This window comes from Methylobacterium sp. BI1, assembly GCF_056680125.1.
On sequence record NZ_CM155267.1, the window covers coordinates 2,582,177 to 2,606,568 of the forward strand.

Here is a 24,392-nt window from a genome sequence, read left to right on the forward strand (position 1 = left end):
AAACGCCTTATGCTGACGCTCGCGTGAGGAAACCTGACCCGTGCTGCGCCGCCTGCCGCCCTTGAACGCGCTGAAGGCCTTCGAGGCCGCCGGTCGCCATGCCAGCTTCACCCGGGCCGCCGAGGAGTTGCGCGTCACCCACGGGGCGGTGAGCCGGCACGTCCAGGCGCTCGAAGCCTGGCTCGGCCAGCCGCTGTTCGAGCGGCACAATCGCCGCGTGGTCCTGACGGAGGCGGGTGCGAGCTACCTCGCCGAGATCGGCGCGGCCCTGGACCGCATCGCCCTCGCGACGACGCGGCAGGTGGAGCGCGGACGCCCACGCCTGCTCCGGGTGAACGCGCTGGCGACGTTCACCCTGCGCTGGCTGATCCCGCGGCTCTCCGGTTTCCAGCGCGCCAACCCCGCCGTGGAGGTGCGGCTGACCACCTCGAACGTGCCCCTGGCCAACCTGGCCGAGCCCTTCGACGTCGCTATCCGCGGCGGTCCCGACCTGCGGCCGGGCCATATCGGGCGCCCCTTCCTCACCGAGCGCCGCATCCCCGTCTGCAGTCCCACCCTGCTGCGTCGCCTGCCGCTCACGGAGGCGGGACAGCTCCGGGATCACACCCTGCTGCATGCCGCCACACTGCCGCAGGTCTGGCCGCAATGGCTGGAGGCCGCCGGGGTGCCCGGCCTGGAGCCGCGGGCCTCGGTGACGCTGGAGCATTTCTACCTCACGCTCCAGGCGGCCCTCGACGGCCTCGGCGTGGCAATGGGTCCCGAGCGGCTGATCGCCGACGACGTGGCGGCAGGTCGGCTGACCTGCCCCTTCGCCGGGCCCTCCCTGCCGGCCCGCAGCTACTTCACCTACGTGCCGGAGACCCGCGCGGACGATCCCTCGGTCCGCGCGTTCTGCGCCTGGCTGGCCGCCGCGGCCGGCCCGTGAGACATTGGGGCATTGCGGCTTGGGGCTGCCGGCCGCCCGGCGGGCCCCGTCGGTCCGCCTCAGCGGACGGTCGGAGCCGAGGCCTGCTTGCGGGCGGCCAGGGCAGCGGCCTTGCCGGCTGCCGCGTAGAGATTGAGGCGGGCATACACGCCGAAGGCCGGCCCGTCGTCGAGGAACCCGCCGCCCGGTCCCTGGGTCTCCGTCAGGATCGCATTGGCTTCCGCGAGGCTGAGCACCGGGAAGGCGGCCGTGAGCAGGTGCCCGGCCTCCGGCGCGATCTGGCCGACATCCTCCGTCATGCCCACCCGCTGCGGATGCACGACGGGCAGGCCGTAGGTCTGGGTCGCGTCGTAGAGGGCGGCGTTGGCGGCGGCGTCGCGGAAGCGGCCGGTATCGGCGCCGGCGCAGGCTGCGACGGGACCGCCGCAGGCCTCCTTCAGGAAGGCGGTCAGGTCCGTGCGGGCGGCGTCGACGGCCGCGCGATAATCCGTGATCGTCACGGTCGCGTTCGTCTCGCGGCCCATCTCGTTGACCACCGCCGGGTTGCGGCGCACTTGGCCCACATAGGCAGGATCGTTGGCGAGGAGGTGGGCGACCGCGTGCAGGGCGACGGCCCGTCCGCCCAGCACGTCCATCGCGTAATGCGCCCCGACGACGATGCGGTTGGTGCCGTACTCGGCGGCGCGCGCGATCATCTGCTGGTAGCGCTCCGGCACCAGGATCGCGAGCACGACGGATTCGGTGTAGCCGTAGGTGGTGTGCCCGCTCGGATACGAGGGACTGTCGAGCAGGTTCATGCGCGGGCCGCGCAGCCAGTCCAGGCTGTGGGACGGCCGATCGAAGTAGTCCCTGCCGCGATAGGCGAACAGGCTCGGCAGGGTCTGGAACGGGCGGGCATCGCCGTGGACATCGCTCCCCGGTGTCCCGGCGGGTCGGCCATAGGCCTCGCCGAACACGTCCGTCGTGCCGCCGCGCTCCGTCAGGATGGCGGCGGCGGCCTCCGAGACCGGCGCCTTGCCGTTGGTGGTGGCGTTCGCGAAGAAATACTTGCCCGCGTTCGAGTCGGACTTGGCGACGTGGTTGGTGTAGCCGAGGAGATCGGCGACGGACGGCGCCACGTTGGTGAAGGTCTCGTCCGCGGCGTAGCGGGCCTTGGCCTGGTAGAGGTCGCCGAGCTTGCTGCCGAGCCCGTCGGCGAGTTCGGTCGCGTTGCCGTCGGTGATGAAGGAATCGCGCAGGGCGAGCTGACGCTGATCGCTGAGCGGCAACAGGAAGGGCACCGCGCCGGTCCCGGCCTGGATCGCGCCCGTGACCGTCAGGTTGGCGTCGAGGGCGGCCCGTCCCGTCTCGCTCGCCCCCAGGGCGCTGACGGGCGCGAGCCCCTTCAGGGCCGTGAGGTTCTGCGCCGACTGCGCGGCGGCCGGGAGGGGCGCCAGGAGGCACAGGGCCGTCGTCCAGGATCTCAGGGTCTTCGCCATGGATCGTCTCCGGTGCTCGCCGTCACGTCAGGTCCAGAGCTTCGGAACCAGGGGCTCCGAAAACAGAGCTTCGGGGCCAGACATCACGGGATCGGGAAGCTCGGATCGGGTCATAGAAGTTGTACGTGACAGTCGGACGTCAGGACCGCGCCCGACGCGGTCGCCGGTTCAGGTGGATCGGCCGGGGCCGAGGGAGGCGTCGCGGTCCGCGTCGAGCTGGAGCATCAGCTCGGCGAGGCGCGGGTCGAGGGGCTCGTCGATGACCGGTTCGTACAGGGCTTGCAGCTGGCGGCCGAGACGGAGCCGGGTGGCCTCGTTCAGGGTCGGCAGGGGTATCTCATCGGGACGGCGATGCCGTTCGTGCTCAAGATCGCTGGCCATGAGCCTCATGTGGCGGACGAACGGTTGCCGGCAATGGGCGCGGCCGTCGCCGACCACAGCCTTTCGCTCCGTCGCTCATCCGTCCCTCGTCCGTTCCGCGCCGGAACACGCCGATCCCGCCCCCGGTTGGACGCTCACGGCAATCGGACGCGCCACGCGTGAAAAGGAGTCCTCCCATGAAAACCAGTCTCGTCTGTACGGCCGGCCTCGTCTTCAGTCTCGTCGCCCTCGCGGGCCAGGCGGACGCCAAGGGCTGCATCAAGGGCGCGGTCGTCGGCGGCGTCGCCGGGCACATGGCCGGCCACGGAAAGATGGGCGCCGCCGCCGGCTGCGCCGTCGGGCACAGCAGGGCGAACAAGAAGGACCAGGCGCCGAGCGGCGGCCAGCAGCCGCCGCAGCAGAACTGAAGCCCTGAATCCCAGCCCGCGGCGGCTGCCCCGACCGCGGGCGGACCCGAAGATCCCGTCCGGGCTCTTTCGGTCCGCGCTTTTCGTGGAATGTCTCCGCATATCGATCAGGCGGGCGAGAAACACAAGAAACACTTGGGCGCGCAAGACGTCCGCAAACACTTGGGCGCGCAAGACGTCCGCCACGGTATCGCCCGGCGATCGAAGTCGAGGGAACAGGGCCTTCGAAAATCCGGTTCCCGGTGACGTGCCCTGAGCTGCGCGTTGCTGCCCGGGCGCACCCCCTTCCCCTGGGAGCCCCTCCATGCATCGTCGCGAATTTCTCCTCGGCATGCTCACGGCCACGGCGGCCCTGGCCGTGACCCGCACGGCGGTCGCGCAGCCGACGCCCGCCGGCGCCATCCCGACTCCCGTCTACCTGACCCTGGCGACCAAGGGCGGCCTGTTCCTCGAGAACACCGCGCGGGACGCCTTCGACAAGACCCGCAATCCGCGCGTGAAGAAGTTCGCGCGGGCCGAGGTGGTCGAGCAGGTGAACCTCTCGAAGAAGCTCGCGCCCTACACGGGCGGTATGGCGGCCGCGGCGGCCGGCGGCCCGCCCGGACCGGGCGGCCTGATCGGCGGTCTCGTCACGGCGCCCCTCGCGGTCGCCGGGGGTGTGGCCGGGGCGACGGTGGGTGCGGTGGGCGGCGCCCTCGGCGCACCTCCGCCCGGCGGCATGACCTCGGACGAGCAGAAGGCGCAGCTCCTGTCGCAGCTGTCCGGGATGCAGCCGGGGCCGCAATACGACGCGGCCTTCGTCAACGCCTCGCTGCAGGGCCACCAGGAGGCCTACGCGATCCACGGCGCCTACGCGGAGACCGGGGAGGATCCCCAGCTTCGCCGCATCGCCCGCGGCGCCATCCCGCTGATCCAGCTCCACATCTCCCAGCTCACGAAGATGCAGGGCATGATGGGCGGCCAAGCCGGCTGAGCCGGGCTCGCTTTCCAGGCACCTGCCGGGCGCGGCGGCTACCCAGGGCCGGTGCCGTGCGCTAGCCTCCTGCATCGCGTCGACCCGGCACGGAGGCCGGGCGAGGGGGAGGCGGCATGAGCGGGACGACCAAGGCGCAAGCCGGCCTCTCCACCCCCGCGGCCGTGCCCATCGCGGATACCAGCCTCACCGGGTTCTACGCCGACATGACGACGCCCGAGCGGCGCACGTTCTGGGCCTGCGCGGCCGGGTGGGCCCTCGATGGTATGGACTTCATGATCTACCCCCTGGTCATCGGGACGATCATCAAGCTCTGGAACGTCGATGCGGGGACGGCGGGCCTCGCCGGCACCGTGACGCTCCTCGCCTCGGCGCTCGGCGGCTGGGGCGCGGGTTACCTCGCCGACCGGATCGGCCGCGTCCGCACGCTGCAATTCACCATCCTGTGGTTCTCGTTCTTCTCCCTGCTCTGCGCGTTCGTCCAGGACTTCCAACAGCTCCTGATCTGCCGCGCCCTGCTCGGGCTCGGCTTCGGCGGCGAGTGGGCGGCGGGCGCCGTGCTCATGGGCGAGACGATCCGCGCCCAGTACCGCGGCCGGGCCGTCGGCTCGGTCCAGTCGGGCTGGGCGGTGGGCTGGGGGCTGGCCGTGCTGGCGCAGGCCGCGCTGTTCTCCCTCCTGCCGGCCGAGCAGGCTTGGCGCTGGATGTTCGCCCTCGGCGCCCTGCCGGCGCTGCTGGTGTTCTATCTGCGGGCCTATGTCGAGGAGCCGGCGGTGGCCGCCGAGACGCGGGCGCGGGCGCTGGCGACCGGGGACCGACCGGCCCTATGGGAGATCTTCACCGGCCCGATCCTGAGGACGACGGTGCTGGCATCCCTGGTCGCGACCGGATGCCAGGGCGGCTACTACGCCATCACCTTCTGGGTGCCGCGTTTCCTGACCACGGAGCGCCAGCTCTCGATCGTATCCTCGACCGGCTACCTCGCCGCGCTGATCGCCGGCTCCTTCGCGGGCTACCTCGCCGGCGCCTGGTTCGCCGACCGCTATGGGCGCCGCACCCTGTTCCTGGTGTTCTCGCTGGGCGCGATCGCGGTCATCCTCGTCTACACCCAGGTGCCGCTCTCGAACGCGATCCTGTGGGTTCTCGGTTTCCCCCTCGGCTTCTTCGCCTCCGGCTACTTCTCCGGCATGGGCGCCTTCCTCACCGAGCTCTACCCGACGCGGCTGCGCGGCTCGGGACAGGGCTTCTGCTACAATTTCGGCCGCGGCGTCGGCGCCCTGTTTCCCTTCCTGGTCGGGGCCCTGTCGCAGACCACGACCCTCGCCAACGCGATCTGCCTGTTCGCGGTCGGTGCCTACCTCCTGTTCTTCGCGGCCGCCTACGCGCTGCCGGAAACCCGGGGCCGCGTTCTCCATGCCGATGCGTGAGGCCGTTCCCTCCGTCGACGCGGCGCCCGCCTGCCCGGGGCCGCAGTCCCACCCGCGCGGGCCGACCCGCTACGCCGTTCCGCCGGGGGCCGTCGACACCCACGCCCACGTCATCGGTCTCCCGCCGGACTATCCCTTCGTCCGGCCCCGCAGCTACACGCCGCCGGCCGCGACGGCGCAGGACTACCTCGCGATGCTCGACGCCACCGGCATGGCGTATGGAATCCTCGTTCAGGTGAGCGTGCACGGCACCGACAACCGCCTCCTCCTCGAGACCCTGCGGGCACACCGCCGGCGCCTGCGCGGCGTCGCGGTGATTCCGCTCGGACTGCCCGACCGTGAACTGGCCGCCCTCAAGGAGTCCGGCGTCGTCGCGCTCCGCCTCAATGTGCTCTTCGGCGGCGGCGTAGGCCTCGCCGAGGTCGAGGCCTACGGGCAGCTCGCCCGCGAGATGGGCTGGCACCTCCAGTTCCTCCTCGACGCGCGCGATCTGCCGCCGGTGGCCACCCGCCTGGCGCGGCTGCCGGTGCCGGTGGTCATCGACCACATGGGCCATCTCCCCACCTCCGCCGGTCTCGACGATCCGGGCTTCCGCACACTCGTCGACCTCGTGCGCGACGGCGCCTGGGTGAAGCTCCAGGGCGCCTTCCGCACCTCCACGGCGGGGCCGCCCTACGCCGACACGGTCCCGTTCGCGCGAGCCCTGAACGCGGCCGCGCCGGATCGCTGCCTCTGGGGCTCGGACTGGCCCCACGTCGCGACCTGGGGGCCGATGCCGGCCATCGGCGACCTGCTCGACCTGATGGCGGACTGGGTTCCGGACCCTGAGCGGCGGCGGAAGCTCTTCGTCGACAACCCGCAGCGCCTCTACGGCTTTTCGCCGGAGCCTCGTTAAGCCTCCGTGCAGGAGATGCGGGGTAGGGTCCGGGTCATGCGCTCCGTCCCGGCCGCCGGCCTGCTCCTCGTCGCCTCGCTCCACGCTTCGGCCGTGGCGGCCGGTCCCCTCGATCGCCTGATGGGCACACCCGACACGCCCGGCGTGGTGGCCGGTGGATCCTTCGGCCCGAGCGGCAACGACTATTACGGCGACATGCGCCTGCAGCGCCCGGCCCAGCGGCCGGCCGCGACCCGCTACGCCAGGGCCAGGCCCCGCCACCTCAAGGCGGACAAGCCGCTGCCGAAGACCTGACGCCGACACAAGAAACCCGCCGCGGCCGGAGCCGGGCGGGTGGAGGTGTTCGCCTTGGGAGGAAAGCGTTCCTCGTTCCTACCGGGTCCTCCGGCCGGCACCACTTCGCCGGGCGCGGGTCTGGTATGCCAGAACGGCGCATCCCCGAGACGGTCGATCCACGGTGATGTCCCCGGCAAAAAAAGTCGGGTGAAAATACCCTCAAAATACCTCCATTTTATGCCCGCGATCTGGCCTATAGTTGGGTGAAACAGACACGTGTGCCGCTCCTGTCGAGGGGGCACGGAAAACAAAGTCGGGTGAAAACGTTCTTCAATTTTCACCCGACTTTTAGGCAAGCGCGTTTCCCATGCTATCGCGACACCTCGCGCGCACCTCATCATCTTCTTACCGTCGGCACCTCGGTGATACCGAGTTTCTCGGCTTGTCTTAGGAGTGTCTTGGTATTTAATCCTGCCAGTTGCGCTGTTTTCTTAAGTGCCCATCCCTCTTGTATGGCTCGTGCGATGTGCGGGATTAAGCTTTTTCCAAAGTTGGACAATTTAGCCTTCGTGAACGTGCCATCTGACTTTTTTCGCCTGATATATTCGTACTCGCAAGCGCAGCGAAAGCGAATGCGTAAATCTGGTCCGACATATTGAATGTGGGCTACTTGAACTTTGGCGTGTGCTGGATCGGAGATCAGCGGATTGTAGCACTTCCAAGGTTTTCCCCGGATATCTGCTTCTTTAGGCTTGGGTTTGCGATCGATGCGTCCCTGCGAGGCCTTTACATCCGGTTGTTGCTCGAGAAAATCCTGAAACAAGATGTGATAGAAAGTCGGAGTGTTGAAGCCTTGCTTTTTGAGCAGTGATAGAGCCCAGGTCGGCGTATCGTTAGCTCCATCGCCAATATGGGGCCAAAATCGCACCAAATCGGCAAGGTAGTTTTGGAGGGAAATTCCCAGAAATTCCTTGTTGACCTGCTTCTGAGCGCGAAAAAACCCTTTGCACCAAAGCAAATCAAGATAGACGGCACGAATATCAACGCTAGGCTGATAATTTTGTCGACTCTGCAATAATTGTCTGCTTCGTTCCGCGATGCGGCTCAGAATATCAATTTCTGTTTCCAACAGATCCTCGACGACGGCCGGTGTGTCTGCACGACAAGATGTGTCGTCGGCGCGGCAATAGAGCGATGATCGAGCCTGTAACTTGACATGACTATAGCTTAGAGAGATGCGGTGCGTGGGGCAGATGACAACATGCGCCAACTGTTGGTCACGACGCCAGTAGGCCTCGCCGAATGTTTCAATCATGCTGTTTTGACAAGCTGGGCAGAATCGAAGGTATTTTGGAGCGTCTATGAGCGACTTTCGACGAAGTGCGATCCGTTTGTCGGGGGCCGCTGACGCCAGCATGTCCCTAAAGACTTTCTGGCGATACGCACTGTCTGCATACGCGGTGTAGTAATTAAAGAGTGTGTGATCAGCGATGATTTCGTCGGCTGAAATTTTCTGCCCCACAGGTATGACAGACGCGATCTTCATAATCCCGCTTGGTAGATCGATAACATTCCCGTTATGACTGAGGTTAAATAATTTCGAATTGATGGTGTTAATGTTTTTTAGACCTGATCTGTGAACGTAGCGAGCAACTACACTGTAGAGTAATTCGTCGGGGTAGGGCTGGGGAAATTGCGTAAGTGTCAGTTGCCGAGGCATGATCCTGTCCCGCCGGATGAATGTAGCACAATGCAATAGTGTGCGAGGAGAGGGCGACCGGCTGAGGATATCCAAAAGCAGGAATTGCCGGTCGCGTGACGCGATATAGCAAAGTTATCGCGTCCTTTAAATACGGGCTCAGCAAAGTTGAAACGCAAAGTCGGACGCCGGTCCGATGAATAGCAAAAATGAATGGAAAAAATTTGGCGTGGCCAAGCTGCCTCGCGGAAATGTGTTTTTTTACAACGCTTTAATGATGTCCCGGCCTGAAGGTGTCCCTAGAGCGTTTTCCACGATTCCTGAGTCGTTGCGGCGAGGTGAGCGTTGATTCCTGAAGGTTCGTCAGGGAGATCGCCATGGCCCGTGCCTACAGTCACGATCTTCGTATTCGCGTCCTGGACGCAGTGGGAGCAGGTCTGTCCCGCCGGGCCGCGGCCCTGCGCTATCGGGTCGGTATCGCTACGGTGATCCGCTGGGCCGCGCACGCGACGACGACAGGGGAGACGCAAGCTCAGCGTCAGGGCCGTCCACCCGGCTCCAAGCTCGACGTGCACGAAGCCTTCCTGCGTAAGCGCTCGGTGATGGGCCTTGCGGGTTAGGCGGCTTGAGCGAGGCCCGTGAGCGGGGTCCAATGCCACGGCAGCAGGTCGGCCAGGCGCCGGGCCGGATGACCAGGTCCGGCGCGTGCCCGCGACGACGATGTGAGGCGTGTTCGTCATAGCTCTAGACATAAGGCCGATACAGCGCCATCCCGCGCCATCACCTGTATCCAGACCCAGTTTCTACCCACGCAAGGCAGCCCTCACCGAGCGCCTACCGCGTTGGGTCAGGCATTGCGATCTACGACGAGGTCAGGGTGGCAGTTCAGCCCGCCGTCAGAGCGACAGCAGGCTCGGTAAGCCTCACAATGATGCAAGCGTGACCTGTCTCGTGCGGCCTCAGATGGCCTGATGTGGATCAAGAAGGGCTGAGAGCGAAGCGGCTAAAGCGTTTTCTTCCTGTTCGAGGTCTACAGCACTGAGATCGAAGGCAAAGCCGTAAACGGTCACGTTTCCAGTCCGACCCAACTTATAAAGCCTCTTTTTTGCGTTTGGCGCCGCTATGTGTATTAGAACAGTGAGTCTCACACCGAAAGTTACAGCATACGTGACGGCCTGATTGATGTCGGGTCGATCAATTTTTGTCTTATATTTTACCTCACAGACAACCGGGGCGGACGGCGCCCGTCTGATGATGATATCAGGCTGGGCAAGCGGTCCGTTGGGGTGATCGCTAAAGAGAGGGCGTCTGCCCTCCCGATTTCCGTCCTCGACAACGATGTCGGACGCTGCCTGCCGTCGCAGGCTGATACGAAAGTAGTTTTCAACGAGTTCCTCCAGATTGAGGATGAAGCTATTCAAGGATCGATCCGGGCCCTGGCGGTCGAGGAGTATTCCCTCGGTGTTTAGCACCATCGTGGCGATCTCGAGCGCTCGCTCGTAATCGGGACGCCTGGCGTCGGTCCGGCTTTGACTCTTGTGAGCTGCTAGGTCGTCCCGCTCCGCTTGAGTCAGCCTTCCGATCTCCTTTGGCAGGTTACGGTAGCAGCCTGCTACGTCTGAGAGCAGGGCGGCGTCGACCACCTGCATTCGAGAGAAGGCAGAAAGGACGATCCGCATCGCCGCCCTGATAATCCGGTTCTCAAGGACGTCGGTGGTTTGCCTGTATCGCTCGGCCACGACCGAGGAGGGCCTTCCCCGGATCAAACAGCGGCTGCGACTTTCGCCGATCAAAATGCGCCCTCGCGGGTGCGACGTGACGGACTTCTCCGGAGTGAAGTGCTTGATGAACCCTGTGACCTCGATGTCCCGCACGGCGTCGACGAGGTTGGCCGCGATGAAAGCTAGGACACTGGCTTCCGGCGCTTCGGCGACTTGGTAGGTTCGGAGCGTCCTCCTCAGCCTACCCAGGGGCGCGCGAGCGATCTCAAGAACCCGAGCCAGGTTCCCGACCGGCAGCCTGGGAAGTATGTCGACCGAAAGCCGGGCATTAAGCGGTATCAGGCCGACGTAGGCGCCGGCGGATAGGGTAATCCGACCCTTCCGCAAGCTGAGAAATACAAGTCCCTTCTCCTCGACGTGCCGGTAGAGCGGCAACGCGCCGTTGATTGGCCTGCCCCTATCCTGTGGCCCAGGTTCGAAGTTAGTGCATCGTCGGTCTGGACTTGACCCCGTTTGTGGTCCACGGCTTATGCAAGTTCTCGGGCTATGGCAGCTTGGTTGGCGAAGGCTCGAGGCGTCAAGCCGCCCAGAGCCATATGGGGTCGATCTTCGTTGTAGTGGCACCTCCAGTCCTCGATGCGCTCACGGGCATCGGCCAGCGACAGGAACCACGAGGCGTTCAGGCATTCCGCTCGTAGACGGCCGTTGAACGACTCGATGTAAGCGTTGTCGGTCGGCTTGCCCGGTCGGGAGAAGTCGATCTCGACCCCGTTCAGGTAAGCCCACTGGTCGAGCATGCGCCCAGCGAACTCCGGTCCATTATCCACCCGCAGGCTCTTGGGCCGTCCCCTCAGATTGACCAAGGCGTCGAGCGCCTCGGTCACTTGGTAGGCGCGGAAGTTGGCTCTCGGCGTGAGCGAGAGCGCCTCTCGCGTGTGGCAATCGACGACCGTCAGGATCCGGAACGGACGCCCGTCGAAGATGCGGTCGGATACGAAGTCCATCGCCCAGACCTCGTTAGGTCCGCCGATCGCCGGTCGCCCCTGACGGTAGCGCCACGCCCGCTTGCGCTTGGGCAGCTTGGACCGGATCGACAGGCCCTCGTCGCGGTAGATCCGGTAAGTGCGCTTGTGGTTCACATTCCAGCCCTCCCGTCGCAACAGGATGTGCAGCCGCCGGTAGCCGTAGCGGACCCGTGCGGCAGCCAACTCCTTCAACCGCATCCGCAGCGCGACCTGCGGATCAGAGCGTTTGGTATAGCGCTGGGACGAACGGCCGAAGCCGGTGGCCTGGCAGGCCCGACGCTCACTGATGTCGTAAGCCACCTGCAAATGACCGGCGACCTCACGGCGAACGGCGGGCCTCACCACTTTCGTTTGAGCACGTCCTGCAGCATCGAGCGGTCCAGCGTCAGGTCAGCGACCAGCCGCTTGAGCTTACCATTCTCGTCCTCCAGCTGCTTGAGCCGTCGGATCTCCGGCACGCCCATGCCGACGAACTGCTTCTTCCAGCGATAAAAGGTCGGCTCGGACACGCCCATCTTCCGGCAAACTTCGTCCACCGAGGCGCCGTTCTCCGCCTGCCGCAGGGCGAAGGCGATCTGTTCATTCGTGAAGCGTTTGCGAGGCATGGCATCCACCCTCCTTCAGGGTTCAGGATGCCCGAAAAACTTGCGCTCAGCGCGGACCAGTTTGCTGGGTCAGGGTCACACCTTCTACGAACCTTACCGTCCGATCATCCCGAAGGTCTCCTCTTCGAGAGAGATCAAACCAGAGTGTGGACCGTGCCGATACGCACGCGCGTCCATCGGTCGACGCTTCTCGACAGCTAAGGCTCGGTGGGTTGGCAACGCGGCGGTCGCCGTCGTGAGGCTTCGACCCTTTCCTCCGGCTTTAAGGGCGCGGGTTGATCCAGCGCAAGGCTCCCGGCTCGGTATGGGCGCAACCCAAAGGCCCAGAACAGCCGGAAGCGAACCCGAGAATGACGACGACGGCCATCGACCCAAGTGCGGCGAGAGGGTTGTCTGTCGTCGACATGTTGCCGCGCTTGCGCGGATGGCTGGCGGTTCTGCCCCTGGTCGGCCTCTGCACCGGACTATCGGCCGAGGCGCTCGCCCGGCCGGACATCGCGGCCTGGGCGTGGACACTTCCAACGCTGACCGTCCTCGCCGTCCTCATGGCCCAGGTCGTGACCAGCCTGGCGCGAGGCGACGTCGGTCTCGACCTTGTGGCCCTGCTCTCGATGGGCGGCGCGCTCGCCCTGTCCCAGCCGCTGGCCGGCGTCGTCATCGCCCTGATGTACGCCGGTGGCCAATCCCTGGAAGCCTACGCCTCCGGACGCGCCGGCCGTGCCATGACGGCCCTGCTCGCCCGCCAGCCGCGCTCTGCCCTTCGTGAGGAGGCGGGCGGCGTGAGAGAAGTTCCCATCGCGGTGCTGGCACCGGGCGACCGCATCCTCGTGCGCGTCGGCGACGTCCTGCCGGTGGATGGCCGTGTCGCCGCAGGCCGGGCCATCCTGGATCAGGCGACGCTCACCGGCGAGGCGTTGCCGGTCACGTTCGAAGCGAATGCGACCGTGCTGAGCGGCACGGTCAATGTCGGTGCGCCGTTCATGCTGTTGGCCGAACGCCTGGCCGCCGAGAGCACTTATGCGGGCATCGTCCGGCTCGTCGAGGCCGCCCGATCCCAGAAGGCCCCGATGGCGCGCCTCGCCGACCGCTACGGCTTGGCCTTCCTCGGGCTGACTCTGATGCTGGCCGGGGGCGCCTGGGCGGCCACGGGCGATCCCCTGCGGGCCCTCGCGGTGCTCGTCGTGGCCACACCCTGTCCGCTCATCCTCGCCGTGCCCGTCGCCTTGATTTCCGGCCTCTCGCGGGCGGCCGGCATCGGCGTGATCATCAAGGGTGGTGGTGCCCTGGAGACGTTGGCACGCGTGCGCGTGCTCGTGGTCGACAAGACCGGCACGCTCACCCACGGGACGGCACGACTGACCTCCGTGCACATCCTCGACACTATTCGGGAGCAGGATGTCCTGAGGCTGGCAGCCTCCCTCGATCAGGCCTCCGGCCACCCGACGGCCCGTGCGCTGGTCGATGCGGCGCTCGCACGCGGCCTCACCCTGACGCAACCGACACAGGTGGCCGAAGTCCCTGGCGAGGGCGTCACGGGCCTCGTGGAGGGGCAGCCTGTCCAGGTCGGCGGGCCCCGCCTGATGCGGGCGCACGGCATACTCTTCCCGGAAACGGACGGCGCCCGGAACGCGGACGCCATCACCGCGACGGTTCTGGTGGCCGTGGACGGCAAGGCCGTCGCGATTTTGAGCTTCGCCGACCCGCTGCGAACGGACGGCGGGCGGACGCTCGCGGACCTGCGCCGATGCGGCATCCAGCGCGTGGTGCTCGCGACCGGTGACCGACGCAACGTCGCGCAGGCGCTGATCGAGGGCCTGCCCATCGATGCTCTGGAGGCGGGCCTCGATCCTGCGGGCAAGACGCGGATCGTGGCGAAAGAACGGGTGCATGGACCGGTGATGATGGTGGGTGACGGCGTCAACGACGCGCCGGCCCTGGCCGCCGCCGACCTCGGGGTGGCTCTCGGCGCCAGGGGGGCAGCCGCTGCGGCCGAGGCGGCCGACGTCGTCCTGCTGGTCGACAGCCTCGCGCCCCTTCCGCATGCCATCGGCATCGCAAAGCGGTCCCGGGTCATCGCACTCCAAAGCGTGATGGTCGGCCTGGGCCTGTCGCTCGCCGGCATGGTCGCGGCGGCGCTCGGCTTCCTGTCGCCGCTGCAGGGAGCCCTGTTTCAAGAGGCCATCGACGTCGCCGTCATCCTCAACGCCATGCGGGCACTTGGAGGTCCGATGACGACCAAAGCACCGGATGCCCAGGAATCTGCGCAGCCGGACCACTTACCTCGGGCAGTCCCTTGAGATGGATCAAGGCAGGGGAAACCGGAAGGACCCAGGGTTCCCTTCCGCTGGGTTCGGCGGGCTCGGGAGACTGCCGTGGGTTACGCGAACATGCTGGTATCCGTGGACTTGGATCGCGGTTGCGCCGACCGTGTCCGACTTGCCGCCGGGCTCGCGAAGCGCTTCGAGGCGGACATGACAGGCGTGGCGGCTCGGCCGATCCCCGGACCTTCCGCATTCACGAACCTGCAGGAGGACGGAATCCTGCGTGCAGCCGAGGAACGCCGATACCGCGACGAGGCTGCCCGGGTCTGGGACGTTTTCACGCGCAATGCCGGCGATGCCCTCCGCACCGACTGGCATTGCACCGAGGGGCATCCCACGGCCAATCTCGCCCGGGAGGCACGCGCGGCGGACCTTGTAGTGGTCGGACGCCATAGCGAAGCCGATGGTGTCCCGGGCGCGATGGCGGTGCTGCCCGGCCCGTTGCTGATGGAGGTGGGGCGTCCGGTCCTGGTCGTTCCTCCGGATGCCGAGCACCTGGGCGCCGACCGCATCGTGGTCGCCTGGAAGGACACCCTTGAGGCGCGACGGGCCGTCTCGGCGGCGATGCCTTTCCTCCGTCAGGCAGACCATGTCTATTTCGTCTCGGTCGGACCCGAGGCGGCGTCCCAAGGGACCGAGGCGGTGGCCGACCACCTCAGGCGACATGGCGCCAACGTCACCATCCATGTTTTGGAACCGTCGCTTCGCGGCGAGGCCGACGATGTCATCCGGTTCGCGCGTCGCGAGTACGCCGACCTGATCGTCATGGGAGCCTACGGTCATTCACGGCTGCGGGAATGGGCCTTCGGCGGCATGACCCAGGACATCCTGCAGACGGCACCCGTCTGCTGCCTGATGAGCCACTGATGCGCCGCCCCCACATCATCGCGGCGCTTGCGGTGTTCCCGCTCGTCGTTTCGACCGCCTTCGCCCGTGAGGGTTCGGCATCCCGGGGCGAAGCGTTTGCTTGCACGACCTGCGCGCGATGCCATGGCGTCGGTTCTCGGGGCGCAAGCCCGATGCCCGAGGCACCGACGTTTCGAACGCTCGCCGGCCGGTTCCCCATCGATGACCTTGCCGACATCCTGGTCGAAGGTGTCGACCGGCGTCATCCAGCCATGCCCGACTTCCGCCTGGACCCGGTGGATGCCGACGACCTGACCGCGTATCTGAAGACCTTGAAGCCGTGACAGGCCTACGCGGGACCGCTATCTGGCGGCTGGACGAAGACGAAGGTGGACGAAACCAATGGAGCGATCCTTGCTCTACGTCAGCCGCAGGCAGGCGACGGAGGCGGACATCCGGGACATCGTGGAGACCGCACGGGTCAGGAACGCACGGCTTCAGGTCACCGGCGCGCTGATCGCCACCGACACGCACTTCGCCCAAGTCCTGGAGGGTTCCCGCGCTGCCATCAATGAGCTGATGGACAGCATCCTTCGTGACCGGCGCCATGAGCAGATCGACGTTGTTCAAGACCGGCAGGCCGACCAGCGGGGATTTCCGACTTGGTCGATGGCCTATTCAGGCCGCTCGGTTTTCGCCGAAAGCCTGATCGGCGCTCTTGCGACGAGAGGGTCCGAAGAGCCCGAAGGCCGTCACCTCAGGCGCCTGCAGGACTTCATGCGAGAATTCGCCCGCACCTCTCCTTGATAGAGCCTGCGCCGCGTCGATGCGCCTGCCCGGTCTATTCTACAAAGCCCCAAGCGGCTTCCAGCGCCCGCAGGTCGTCCTCGTCGAGTGGCTTCATCCAGTCTTCCTCGAAGCAAGCACGGTCGGGTGTCCCCGATGGGGCTGACACCCGTTCCCTATCGGGGCGCGAGCCCGGCCGCGGCTGGTTGTTGATCCGCGCGACCCTTGCCGCCGCGCTGCAGCCGGAACGTCTCCTCGGGTTCATGACCGTATCCCCTTCCTCAATGCGTCAGGAACAGCGGCGCCGGGCTGCTCTTGAGGAGCGAGCGCGTGACGCCGCCGAAGAGGAGTTCCCGGATGCGGGAGTGCCCGTAGGCCCCCATCACGATCATGTCGGCCCTGAGCATCTTCGCCTGGTTGCGCAGAGTCTCGGCCACACTGTCCGTCACCGGCACATCGACGACGGTCACGTTCACGCCGTGTCGCGCGAGATGCGGTGCGAATTCCGCTCCGGGAACTGACATGTGGAGTTCCTCCGGTTCGGTGACTGAGACGATCTCGACCACCTCGGCCGCGCGCAGGAACGGCATCGCGTCGTTGGCGGCCCGTGCCGCCTGGGCGCTGCCGTCCCAGGCGACGATGATGCGTCGTGCAGAAAAGGCGTCGGAGCCGGGCGGCACGGCGATGACCGGACGACCGCTCCCAAACAACGTCTTCTCTATGGTCTCGATGTCGATGGCATGGATCTTTGGCCATGCATCCAGCACCGTCAGATCGTGCAGGCGCGCCCGGACCGCCAGTCGGCCCACGAGGGCAGGGTAAGGCAGGCTCGGCGTTTCCGTCGTACAGACCACCCCTGCCTGCGCCGCGTCTCCGGCCGAGCGGACCGCGATGGATCGGGCTAATTCGTCGAGGCGGCGGTCGATGATAGCGACGCCTTCGTAATCGAAATCGCCGAGCCAGGCATCGTCGCCCGAGAGGCGTCATGAGGCGGACTGGACCGTGAGGTGTGCACCAGCGGCCCTGGCCAGCGTCAGGCCATATCCGATGGCCGAGGAGGCGTCATCGCCTCCGCCCTCCACGGTGGTTCCGACCAAGATGTCGCGAATGACCGCGAGCGGGGACGGGGGCTTCCGGAGCATGGTCATTTCCCTCGGTAAGGTAGCCCCATATTCCTCCCGTCCGTGCGAGGCGGCGTTGATCCATCTCAAGTCATGATCGTCCGTCCCTGAGCGGTATCACCCGCCCGCGGAAATACGTGCGCCGCAGAAGGAGATCATAATGAAAGAGCGCCGGGACTCACGGCTGTCGTCAGGGGCCGAAACACGGTAGCCTGTCATCACGAGGTCGTGATGCGAGCCGTGCCTGGGAAATCCATCTCCTCACCGGTGGAGCGCATTTGTAGGGAGGGCTCCATATGGGAGTCTCCGGTGAAGACCAGCACCGCCGCTCCGGCGACCTCTTCGGGTGTGAACGATGATCGACACCCGCGACGCGCCCGGCATTGGCGAAGGCGAGGACGGAGCGCTGACCGTCGATGAGCTCCGGCAGACGCTGGACGATGTAGGCATCTGCATCTGGTCTCTGGACATCCCAACCGGCCGCGTCACGGTCACGCCGACCTGTGCCCGGCTCTTCGGCGTTCCGCCGGAGCGACTGACCACCTTCGCGGCCTCCCAGGCCCTGGTGCACCCCGATGACCGCCAAGCGCGGGCGGATGCCATCCAGGGAGCGTTGCGGGAGGGCGGGAGCTACGAGGTCGACTATCGGATCATGCGACCGGACGGTCATGTCTGCTGGCTGCGCTCGCGCGGACGCGTGAGCCTCGATGGGGATGGCCGACCGGCGCGTCACCGTGGCGTCGTTCTCAGCATCCACCTGCAGAAGCAGGCCGAGGCGGACCTGCGCGCCCGCGAGGCGCACCTGCGTTCAATCCTCGACACCGTGCCCGAGGCCATGGTCGTCATCGACGAAGCAGGCATCATCCTCTTGTTTAGTTCGGCGGCCGAGCGCCTCTTTGGCTACACAGCGGCCGAAGCGACCGGACAAAACGTCAGGATGTTGATGCCCGAGCCGATGCGCGGCGAGCACGACGGCTACCTCGACCACTACCGGAGAACCCGGGAGCGCCGCATCATCGGCATCCATCGGGTCGTGACGGGCCAGCGGTCAGACGGCACGACATTCCCGATGGAGCTCGCCATCGGCGAGATGCGCTCGGGCGAGCAGGTGTTCTTCACCGGCTTCATCAACGACCTCACCGAGCACCAGAGGACCCAGGCAAGGCTTCAGGAATTGCAATCCGATCTCGCCCACGTCTCGCGCCTGAGTGCGATGGGCGAGATGGCGTCCACCCTGGCTCACGAGATGAACCAGCCCCTCGGCGCCATCGCGAACTACACCAAGGGCTGCCGTCGCCTGCTCGCGAAGCCCGACCCCGAGGCCATCGCAAAGACCATCGAGGTCCTCGACAAGACCGCCGAGCAGGCCCTGCGGGCTGGCCAGATCATCCGCCGCCTCAGGGAGTTTGTTACTCGTGGCGAAACGGAACGCCGGCTTGAGCCGGTCTCACGGCTGATCGAGGAGGCGAGCGCCCTGGCGCTGGTCGGCGCTCGCGAGCAGGGCATCGTCGCCAAGGTCCGCGTGGCCCCAGGCCTCAGAGCCGTGTTGGCCGACCGGGTGCAGGTCCAGCAGGTCCTGGTCAACCTCATGCGCAACGCGCGCGAGGCCATGCAGCACAGAGAACGGCGCGAGATGGCCGTCGACGCCCATGCACTCTCCTCAGGGTTCGTCGAGATTTCGGTGTCGGATACGGGCCCCGGCATCGCCGACGAGGTCGCGGACAGGCTGTTCCAGCCGTTCGTGACCACCAAGGCGAGCGGGATGGGTGTCGGGCTCTCGATCTGCCGCACCATCATCGAGGCGCATGGCGGCCGGCTCACGGTCGAGCGTAACGCGGCTGGCGGAGCCACCTTCCGCCTGACGCTGGTGACAGCCTCCGAGGGAGACGCAATCTATGCCCCATAGCCTCGTGCATGTCGTGGACGACGACCCGGCCATGCGGGATTCGGTCGGATTCCTGCTCGACACGGCCGGCTTCGAGGTCGCGCTCTACGAGGCAGGGACCAACCTCCTCGATACGCTGATCAAGCCGGCGCGCGGGTGCGTCCTGGCCGACATCCGCATGCCCGACGTCGACGGCTTGGAACTGCTACGCCGCCTGCGGGCTACCGGCCACACGCTTCCCGTGGTGATGATGACGGGCCACGGGGACGTGCCCCTCGCGGTGGAGGCGATGAAGCTCGGCGCCTGCGATTTCATCGAGAAGCCCTTCCACGACGAGGCGTTGTTGCAGGCGCTGCGCTCCGCCCTCGACCGGGGCGATCCAGCCCAGGCCGTCGATCCCAACCTCCAGGAGTTCATCCGTCGCGTCGAGACCCTGAGTGAGCGCGAGCGTCAGGTGATGGACCAACTCGTCGCGGGCGGCTCCAGCAAGGACATCGGCCGTACGCTCGACATCAGCCCGCGGACCGTCGAGATCTATCGTGCCAAGCTCATGGCCAAGACGCAGGCAGCCAGCCTGCAGGAATTGGTTCGCTGGGCGGTCCTGGCCGGCCTCGCGTAGGGTTGAGGCAGGTCAAGGCAGGCACAGGCACGTCACGCCAAGGTTTTGGTCTGAGGTATTCGGACCCGCGGTTGGCGCATCAATCATCATGTCGACGAACCTTGCATCCCCCATCTACGTCGTGGACGACGACCCGGCGGTCCTGCACTCGCTCTGCTTCCTCCTCGAAGGCGAGGGACACCGGGTGGAAGCCTTCCCGAACGGCCGGAGCGTACTGGCCGCCTTCCCGGGGCCCGAGCCTCGCTACCTCGTTCTCGACTACGTCATGCCGGACATCGATGGGATCGAGGTGTTTCGGCAACTGCGCGCGGCCGATGTTCGTGCACCTGCGGTCCTGATGACCGGGGATCCTGCGCCCGTCGTGCGCCAGAAGGCCAGGGCCATCGGACTGGCGCTGATCGAGAAGCCGCTTGCCTTCGAGCCGCTCCTGGCCATGCTTGCCATGGGTGGCGACGCCGCCGCTCGGCTTCCCGCGATCCGACGCTGACGTTGAACCGGGGGCTCGCTCCGGGGGATCGTGGATGCAGGAGTTCGCGCGGGCCGTCCCGTGGTGAAGGTGCGGTGGGATGGCTTCAACCGCCGCTGGCTTCCTTCAGTCAGACCTGTCCGGATGGTCCGTCGCAGCCATGCAGGGCAACCCGCCGTGTCCCGGGAAACGGTGACGTTCAGGGACGCATATGCCTAGGGGACAGGCTCTCGCAGACATGGTGGAAGAGGTAGAACCCGAACGCCGAGGTGGCCTCTCGGGCCGGCGCGGGCTGGAAGCCGAACGGCAGGTTGTCGTCGTCGCATACGTTCACGCCGAAATCCCAAATCCCCGGGCGGACGAAGCTCGGGATCAGCATGGTCTCGCGCACGGCGCAACACAGCCCCGGCTGTCGCCGATGCTGGAACACTTGATAGCGGGTCGGCAAAGGGCTTGTCGCCGGCATCGCGCACCCCGCTTGGGTCTGTCGGATCACGAGGGTCGCCAGGGTCGCGAACGGCCCCGGCGGAGCAAGTCAAGCTGCCTTCGGAAAGGCTGCCCGGGTCACGTCCTGCGACAAGGTCGTCGCCTCCATTCGGTAGTCCGACAGTCCCTTGGTCGCGAACGTCGTCTGAAGCTCGACCGCATCCTTCAACGAGCCGCATCGGGCCAGGGCCGCGAGGTGGTCCGCCTGAGCCTGCAGGCGGCGACCGGTGAAGCGCATCGTCTCCGCGGCAAGGCGCAAGGGCAGGTCGATGGCGAGGGTGCGCCACGCATTCAGGCCAGCTCCGATGGTCTCGGCGGTCTCGGCAGGAGCGTGGGGGTGGATCGTGTGTCCGGAATGCATGGGACCTCTCTGTGATGCTAGTTCCGACAGGGTGGCGCATCCCCGATGGGAAACCTTGATCCAGATCAAACCGGACAATCCGTGCACCCGAACAGAGATGCCCTCCACCAAGCCCCAGTAAAAGCCACGCTCATAGCGCTCATTTCACGATGGTTCTGGCTTGAGCCAGATCAATGCCTTGACTTCGCCGTCTGAGATGCTCTGCCGATAAACGGCAGCGAAGGTTCTGCCGCTTGCTCCTACAGGAGAGGCACATGCGAACCATCGACAACCGAGCCGAGGACGCGGTCCTGAACGGATTGAACGTCTTCCTCGGCCTGATCCTGTTCCTGGCGCCCTGGTACCTGGAACTGGCCAACGAATCCGCTGCGGCGCTCAACGCCTACGCCTGTGGCGGCGCCATCGCCGTCGTCGGGATGCTCGCCTTGAGTAAGTCCTACGATTGGGAGGAGTACCTCAACCTCACCATCGGCATCTGGGCGGCACTCGCCCCATGGCTCCTCGGCTTCGCGGACGCCCCACTCGCCACGGCCGCCCATGTCGTCGTCGGGCTTGCCGTGGCCGCCCTGGCCGGGGTCGAGCTTCGCCGGCTGTACCGGTCACCGGAAGCGTACTCCGTCTGATCGATCCCCCGGTCACCGGGGAACGGTCGTGGCGACGCGACCCCTTCGGCGCGACCCAGACGTGGGCCCTCATAAGGCCCATTCGGAGCGGGGCCATGCCCTTCGATCCTCTCGCATTCGCCATCGCGGCATCCTTCACCGCGGGCTGCGCCTCGATTCACGCCCTCCGCTTCCACGCCGATTGCATCACGCTCGTGCTGGGCCTGTCGGCCTACGCCCTCGCCACGGCGCTCGCCTCCCTCCTCGCTGCCCGCAGCGGCCTGATCTCGGTTCCCGACCCCGTGGCCGGTTGGGCGTTCGGGGCGGCCCCCATCTTCTGAATGCCGCGCATACGTGATGGCCCCTACGTAGGTCCCCTTAAGAGAGCGGCCGGAATATCGCGGCATCCCCATGCCGGCCATTGTCCTCTTATCCGATCCGGACGAGGAGCAGACCAATGGCGCCCGAGACCGCACAGCCGAACATCTCCCCTGCCGCTGCGTGCCTCCGCGCTCCCGTCGCAGGCCTTCACCAGGGTGGCCTTTTCGCCGACTGCCCCGAGCTCATCGGAACACCCTTCGCCTACGACCGCGAGGAGGAGATTTACGGCGAGGGCGAGGAGGCCGAGTTCGTGTACAAGGTCGTCGCGGGTGCGGCCCGCACCTACAAGGTTCTGGGTGACGGTCGTCGGCAGATCACCGGCTTCCACCTGCCCGGCGACCTGTTCGGCTTCGAGCAGGGCGAGAGCCACCGGCACACGGCAGAGGCGCTCTCGGCCACCAAGGTCCTCATGTACCGGCGCCGGCAGGTCGAGCGCGCCGCCACGGGCCGGGTCGAGGTAGCGTGCCACCTCTGGGGCATGGCGACGGACACCCTGCGCCACGCCCAGGACCACATGCTGCTTCTCGGGCGCCGCTCAGCCCAGGAGCGCGTCGCCGCCTTTCTCATCGACGTGGACGAGCGCCTGGGCGGCACCGGCACCTTCGACCTGCCGATGACCCGCCGCGACATCGCCGACTATCTCGGCCTTACCATCGAGACCGTCTCGCGCACGATCTCGCAGTTGGAAAGCGAGGGTGCCCTGCTGCGCACGGGAGGCCGGCAGGTCACCCTCCGCCGTGGCCGGATGCGCCGCATGGTCGAGGACTGATAGCCTGGATCGAATTCGGGAAGCCTCGGCAGACAGACCGGGAGCCGCACACCCAGACATTGATCTGCATTAAGGCGCCTGCCCACGGCGGGTTGAGACTGATGGTTGGCTTTCGCCCTGAACCCGACATGGCCCTATGCGTGAGGCATCCGATGAACACGACGTTCGACGAGCGCGAACGGGCCTTCGAGAGCCGTTTCGCCCACCAGGAGGACCAGCGCTTCAGGGCGCGTGCTCGTCGCAATCGCCTGCTCGCGGCCTGGGCCTCTGAGCGGATGCGGCTGACCGGGGATGCTGCCTCCGGCTACGTCACGTCTTTCACCGAAGAAGCCGTCGTCGCCAACGACGAAGCCCTGCTCGCCCGCCTTGAGGCGGACTTCCGGGCCTGCGGTATCGACGAGCCTCTCCCAAGCCTGCGCAGGGAATTGGAGCGCTGCATCGCTCTCGTTCGCGCCGAAGGGCGCGTCGGTCTTGGGCTGGATCAAGGCTCCTCCGCTTGAGGCACCCCATCCTCGTCCGGCCTTTAGAAAAGCAAACGGGAGAGACGCCATGACCGACAAGGACCTTCGCCGCGACGTGCTCGACGAACTTGACTTCGACCCCAGCCTGGATGCGGCCGATATCGGCATCGCGGTCTCGAATGGCGTCGTGACCCTGACGGGGCATGTCGGCAGCTATGCCGAGAAGGTCGAGGCCGAGCGCGCGGTCAAGCGGGTCAAGGGCGTGCGCGCCATCGCCCAGGAGATCCAGGTGCGCCTTCCCGACGCGAAAGCCGTTGAGGACGACCAGATCGCGGCGCGGGCCCTGGCCATCATCGACTGGTCCGTCCATCTCCCCAAGGATGCAATCCAGGTGAAGGTCGCAAGGGGCTGGGTCACGCTCACCGGTGCGGTGCCCTGGCAGTACCAGGCGATGGGCGCCGAGGCGGCGGTCCGCAAGCTGTCCGGAGTGGCCGGCGTCTCGAACCTCGTTGAGGTCAGGCCGGAGGTGCGACCGACGGCCGTCAAGGAGAAGATCCTGGAAGCGTTCCGGCGGAACGCCCTGTTTGAGGCGGACGCGATCAAGGTCAGCGTCGAAGGCGACCAGGTCACGCTTGAAGGAGCCGTGACGGTCGGCATCGAACGGGACGCCGCCGAGCGGGCGGCCTGGTCCGTACCGGGCGTCCGGACCGTCGTGGACCACATCGTCGCCCTGCGCTGAGGAGACATGACATGACCCATGGGACACAGGAACCCGCCCCCTCACGGCAGCGGCACGGCAAGCCTCCTGGAAAGCATGCCCTGCCAGCCATGCTGCATCGGGTGACCCTGACGCTGGCCCGCTGCCCGGAGTACCCGGACGGCAGCGTGGCACGAGGCTACGAGATGGTCGCGCCGCTCGGGCCTGATGGCCACCTCGATGCCGGCCTCTGGCGCGAGACCCGCGACACGTGCCGCGTGCGCCACTTCTGGGCCGGGAAGCGCGACCGTGACGGTCGCCTCGTCCACCGAGCCGGCGGGGCTGGCGGTGCCACCTGGCTGATCGACTACGAGGATTGGACGAACGAGGACGACGAGCCGGGCTATCACCTCGGTACGCACGCCTTCGTCCCGGGAGAGTACGTCTCGATCCGCGACGCCGACGACGGGATCTACCGCACGTTCATGGTCACCCGTGTCGTCCCCGCAAGTGCGGGATGTCGGACATGACTCCGATGGCCTTGCCTTTCTCCCCGATGGGTCCGCGGTCCGATCTCGACCTGACAGAGGCTGCGTGACTGGTCGTATGGCGTACCCTGTGGCTGGACCTGCCGCTCGCCTGGGCCAGTGAGGTGGACCGGTTTCTGTTCCGATGGATCGAGCCGGCGGTCACTGAGACGGACACTGCCGGTCTTGACGCGAAAGGGGACAGCACACGGTGTCGAAGGCTGTCGCCCTAAGCCTCGGATGCAACCCATC

The 24,392-nt window shown here is 66.5% G+C and carries 26 protein-coding genes and 2 pseudogenes; 20 read left to right on the top strand and 8 right to left on the bottom strand.

Annotated features, from left to right (window positions below):
• Positions 1 to 40: 40 nt before the first annotated feature.
• Positions 41 to 925, top strand: coding sequence for a transcriptional regulator GcvA (gcvA, locus tag AC1MGR_RS12120; RefSeq protein WP_480234716.1), 885 nt, complete (start codon positions 41 to 43; stop codon positions 923 to 925).
• A 59-nt stretch (positions 926 to 984) separates the two neighbouring features.
• Here gcvA and AC1MGR_RS12125 read toward each other — a convergent pair whose 3' ends face one another.
• Both AC1MGR_RS12125 and AC1MGR_RS12130 read right to left on the bottom strand, forming a co-directional pair.
• The gene (locus AC1MGR_RS12125; protein WP_480234717.1) at positions 985 to 2,403 is read right to left on the bottom strand and encodes a phosphatase PAP2 family protein; all 1,419 of its coding nucleotides are present in this window, start codon (positions 2,401 to 2,403) and stop codon (positions 985 to 987) included.
• A 168-nt stretch (positions 2,404 to 2,571) separates the two neighbouring features.
• Positions 2,572 to 2,784 (bottom strand): hypothetical protein, encoded by a 213-nt coding sequence (locus tag AC1MGR_RS12130; protein WP_480231745.1) that lies wholly within the window; start codon positions 2,782 to 2,784, stop codon positions 2,572 to 2,574.
• Positions 2,785 to 2,960: 176 nt separating this feature from the next.
• On the opposite strand from AC1MGR_RS12130, the gene AC1MGR_RS12135 reads away from it, so the two are divergent.
• From AC1MGR_RS12135 to AC1MGR_RS12155, 5 genes are all read left to right on the top strand, one after another.
• On the top strand, positions 2,961 to 3,191 hold the full coding sequence (locus tag AC1MGR_RS12135; RefSeq protein WP_108040576.1) for a hypothetical protein: 231 nt from the start codon (positions 2,961 to 2,963) through the stop codon (positions 3,189 to 3,191).
• A gap of 304 nt (positions 3,192 to 3,495) precedes the next feature.
• Entirely contained in the window at positions 3,496 to 4,164 is a 669-nt protein-coding gene (locus tag AC1MGR_RS12140; protein ID WP_108040574.1) for a DUF4142 domain-containing protein, read from the top strand.
• Between the two features lie 116 nt (positions 4,165 to 4,280).
• Positions 4,281 to 5,591, top strand: a complete 1,311-nt coding sequence (locus AC1MGR_RS12145) for an MFS transporter (RefSeq protein WP_480231746.1) — start codon at positions 4,281 to 4,283, stop codon at positions 5,589 to 5,591.
• Entirely contained in the window at positions 5,584 to 6,486 is a 903-nt protein-coding gene (locus AC1MGR_RS12150) for an amidohydrolase family protein (RefSeq protein WP_108040592.1), read from the top strand. Before AC1MGR_RS12145 ends, AC1MGR_RS12150 begins: the two co-directional genes overlap by 8 nt.
• A 36-nt stretch (positions 6,487 to 6,522) precedes the next feature.
• Entirely contained in the window at positions 6,523 to 6,780 is a 258-nt protein-coding gene (locus AC1MGR_RS12155) for a hypothetical protein (RefSeq protein WP_108040570.1), read from the top strand.
• Between the two features lie 379 nt (positions 6,781 to 7,159).
• Here AC1MGR_RS12155 and AC1MGR_RS12160 read toward each other — a convergent pair whose 3' ends face one another.
• Positions 7,160 to 8,482: a TnsD family Tn7-like transposition protein gene (locus tag AC1MGR_RS12160; protein ID WP_480231747.1), complete on the bottom strand. Its 1,323-nt coding sequence runs from the start codon at positions 8,480 to 8,482 to the stop codon at positions 7,160 to 7,162.
• Positions 8,483 to 8,838: 356 nt separating this feature from the next.
• Between AC1MGR_RS12160 and AC1MGR_RS12165 the strand changes: the two are divergent.
• Positions 8,839 to 9,051, top strand: a pseudogene (locus AC1MGR_RS12165) (IS630 transposase-related protein); the annotation flags it as partial.
• Positions 9,052 to 9,420: 369 nt separating this feature from the next.
• Here the strand turns inward: AC1MGR_RS12165 and AC1MGR_RS12170 are convergent.
• Both AC1MGR_RS12170 and AC1MGR_RS12175 read right to left on the bottom strand, forming a co-directional pair.
• Positions 9,421 to 10,617, bottom strand: coding sequence for a 5-methylcytosine restriction system specificity protein McrC (locus tag AC1MGR_RS12170; protein WP_480231748.1), 1,197 nt, complete (start codon positions 10,615 to 10,617; stop codon positions 9,421 to 9,423).
• A gap of 92 nt (positions 10,618 to 10,709) precedes the next feature.
• A protein-coding gene (locus tag AC1MGR_RS12175) for an IS3 family transposase (protein WP_463775996.1) occupies positions 10,710 to 11,812 on the bottom strand; the annotation gives its coding sequence in 2 pieces (ribosomal slippage) (positions 10,710 to 11,551 and positions 11,551 to 11,812; 1,104 coding nt in all).
• Between the two features lie 404 nt (positions 11,813 to 12,216).
• On the opposite strand from AC1MGR_RS12175, the gene AC1MGR_RS12180 reads away from it, so the two are divergent.
• The 4 genes from AC1MGR_RS12180 to AC1MGR_RS12195 all read left to right on the top strand — a co-directional run bounded on the left by AC1MGR_RS12180 (position 12,217) and on the right by AC1MGR_RS12195 (position 15,786).
• A complete protein-coding gene (locus tag AC1MGR_RS12180; RefSeq protein ID WP_480234779.1) occupies positions 12,217 to 14,109 on the top strand; it encodes a heavy metal translocating P-type ATPase in 1,893 nt (630 codons plus the stop codon).
• 75 nt (positions 14,110 to 14,184) lie between these two features.
• On the top strand, positions 14,185 to 15,000 hold the full coding sequence (locus AC1MGR_RS12185) for a universal stress protein (protein WP_480231749.1): 816 nt from the start codon (positions 14,185 to 14,187) through the stop codon (positions 14,998 to 15,000).
• Positions 15,000 to 15,323: a c-type cytochrome gene (locus tag AC1MGR_RS12190; protein ID WP_480231750.1), complete on the top strand. Its 324-nt coding sequence runs from the start codon at positions 15,000 to 15,002 to the stop codon at positions 15,321 to 15,323. Before AC1MGR_RS12185 ends, AC1MGR_RS12190 begins: the two co-directional genes overlap by 1 nt.
• A gap of 70 nt (positions 15,324 to 15,393) precedes the next feature.
• The gene (locus AC1MGR_RS12195) at positions 15,394 to 15,786 is read left to right on the top strand and encodes a BLUF domain-containing protein (RefSeq protein WP_480231751.1); all 393 of its coding nucleotides are present in this window, start codon (positions 15,394 to 15,396) and stop codon (positions 15,784 to 15,786) included.
• Between the two features lie 260 nt (positions 15,787 to 16,046).
• Here the strand turns inward: AC1MGR_RS12195 and AC1MGR_RS12200 are convergent.
• A pseudogene (locus AC1MGR_RS12200) lies at positions 16,047 to 16,907 on the bottom strand (universal stress protein).
• Between the two features lie 334 nt (positions 16,908 to 17,241).
• On the opposite strand from AC1MGR_RS12200, the gene AC1MGR_RS12205 reads away from it, so the two are divergent.
• The 3 genes from AC1MGR_RS12205 to AC1MGR_RS12215 all read left to right on the top strand — a co-directional run bounded on the left by AC1MGR_RS12205 (position 17,242) and on the right by AC1MGR_RS12215 (position 19,877).
• Positions 17,242 to 18,792, top strand: coding sequence for a PAS domain S-box protein (locus AC1MGR_RS12205; protein WP_480231752.1), 1,551 nt, complete (start codon positions 17,242 to 17,244; stop codon positions 18,790 to 18,792).
• A complete protein-coding gene (gene fixJ, locus AC1MGR_RS12210; protein ID WP_108040624.1) occupies positions 18,782 to 19,390 on the top strand; it encodes a response regulator FixJ in 609 nt (202 codons plus the stop codon). Before AC1MGR_RS12205 ends, fixJ begins: the two co-directional genes overlap by 11 nt.
• An 88-nt stretch (positions 19,391 to 19,478) precedes the next feature.
• Positions 19,479 to 19,877, top strand: coding sequence for a response regulator transcription factor (locus AC1MGR_RS12215; protein WP_108040622.1), 399 nt, complete (start codon positions 19,479 to 19,481; stop codon positions 19,875 to 19,877).
• A 178-nt stretch (positions 19,878 to 20,055) separates the two neighbouring features.
• Here AC1MGR_RS12215 and AC1MGR_RS12220 read toward each other — a convergent pair whose 3' ends face one another.
• Both AC1MGR_RS12220 and AC1MGR_RS12225 read right to left on the bottom strand, forming a co-directional pair.
• Positions 20,056 to 20,247 (bottom strand): hypothetical protein, encoded by a 192-nt coding sequence (locus AC1MGR_RS12220; RefSeq protein WP_480231753.1) that lies wholly within the window; start codon positions 20,245 to 20,247, stop codon positions 20,056 to 20,058.
• 144 nt (positions 20,248 to 20,391) lie between these two features.
• On the bottom strand, positions 20,392 to 20,703 hold the full coding sequence (locus AC1MGR_RS12225) for a phasin family protein (protein ID WP_108040620.1): 312 nt from the start codon (positions 20,701 to 20,703) through the stop codon (positions 20,392 to 20,394).
• 254 nt (positions 20,704 to 20,957) lie between these two features.
• Between AC1MGR_RS12225 and AC1MGR_RS12230 the strand changes: the two genes are divergently transcribed.
• The 6 genes from AC1MGR_RS12230 (at position 20,958) to AC1MGR_RS12255 (ending at position 24,143) form a co-directional block, all read left to right on the top strand.
• Positions 20,958 to 21,326: an SPW repeat protein gene (locus tag AC1MGR_RS12230; protein WP_108040618.1), complete on the top strand. Its 369-nt coding sequence runs from the start codon at positions 20,958 to 20,960 to the stop codon at positions 21,324 to 21,326.
• A gap of 95 nt (positions 21,327 to 21,421) precedes the next feature.
• Positions 21,422 to 21,646, top strand: a complete 225-nt coding sequence (locus AC1MGR_RS12235) for a hypothetical protein (protein WP_108040616.1) — start codon at positions 21,422 to 21,424, stop codon at positions 21,644 to 21,646.
• A 116-nt stretch (positions 21,647 to 21,762) separates the two neighbouring features.
• A complete protein-coding gene (locus tag AC1MGR_RS12240) occupies positions 21,763 to 22,455 on the top strand; it encodes a helix-turn-helix domain-containing protein (RefSeq protein ID WP_108040614.1) in 693 nt (230 codons plus the stop codon).
• 152 nt (positions 22,456 to 22,607) lie between these two features.
• Entirely contained in the window at positions 22,608 to 22,955 is a 348-nt protein-coding gene (locus tag AC1MGR_RS12245; RefSeq protein ID WP_480231754.1) for an ATPase inhibitor subunit zeta, read from the top strand.
• A gap of 49 nt (positions 22,956 to 23,004) precedes the next feature.
• Entirely contained in the window at positions 23,005 to 23,655 is a 651-nt protein-coding gene (locus tag AC1MGR_RS12250) for a BON domain-containing protein (protein ID WP_108040612.1), read from the top strand.
• 11 nt (positions 23,656 to 23,666) lie between these two features.
• Entirely contained in the window at positions 23,667 to 24,143 is a 477-nt protein-coding gene (locus AC1MGR_RS12255) for a hypothetical protein (protein WP_181259780.1), read from the top strand.
• The last annotated feature ends 249 nt before the right edge of the window (positions 24,144 to 24,392 follow it).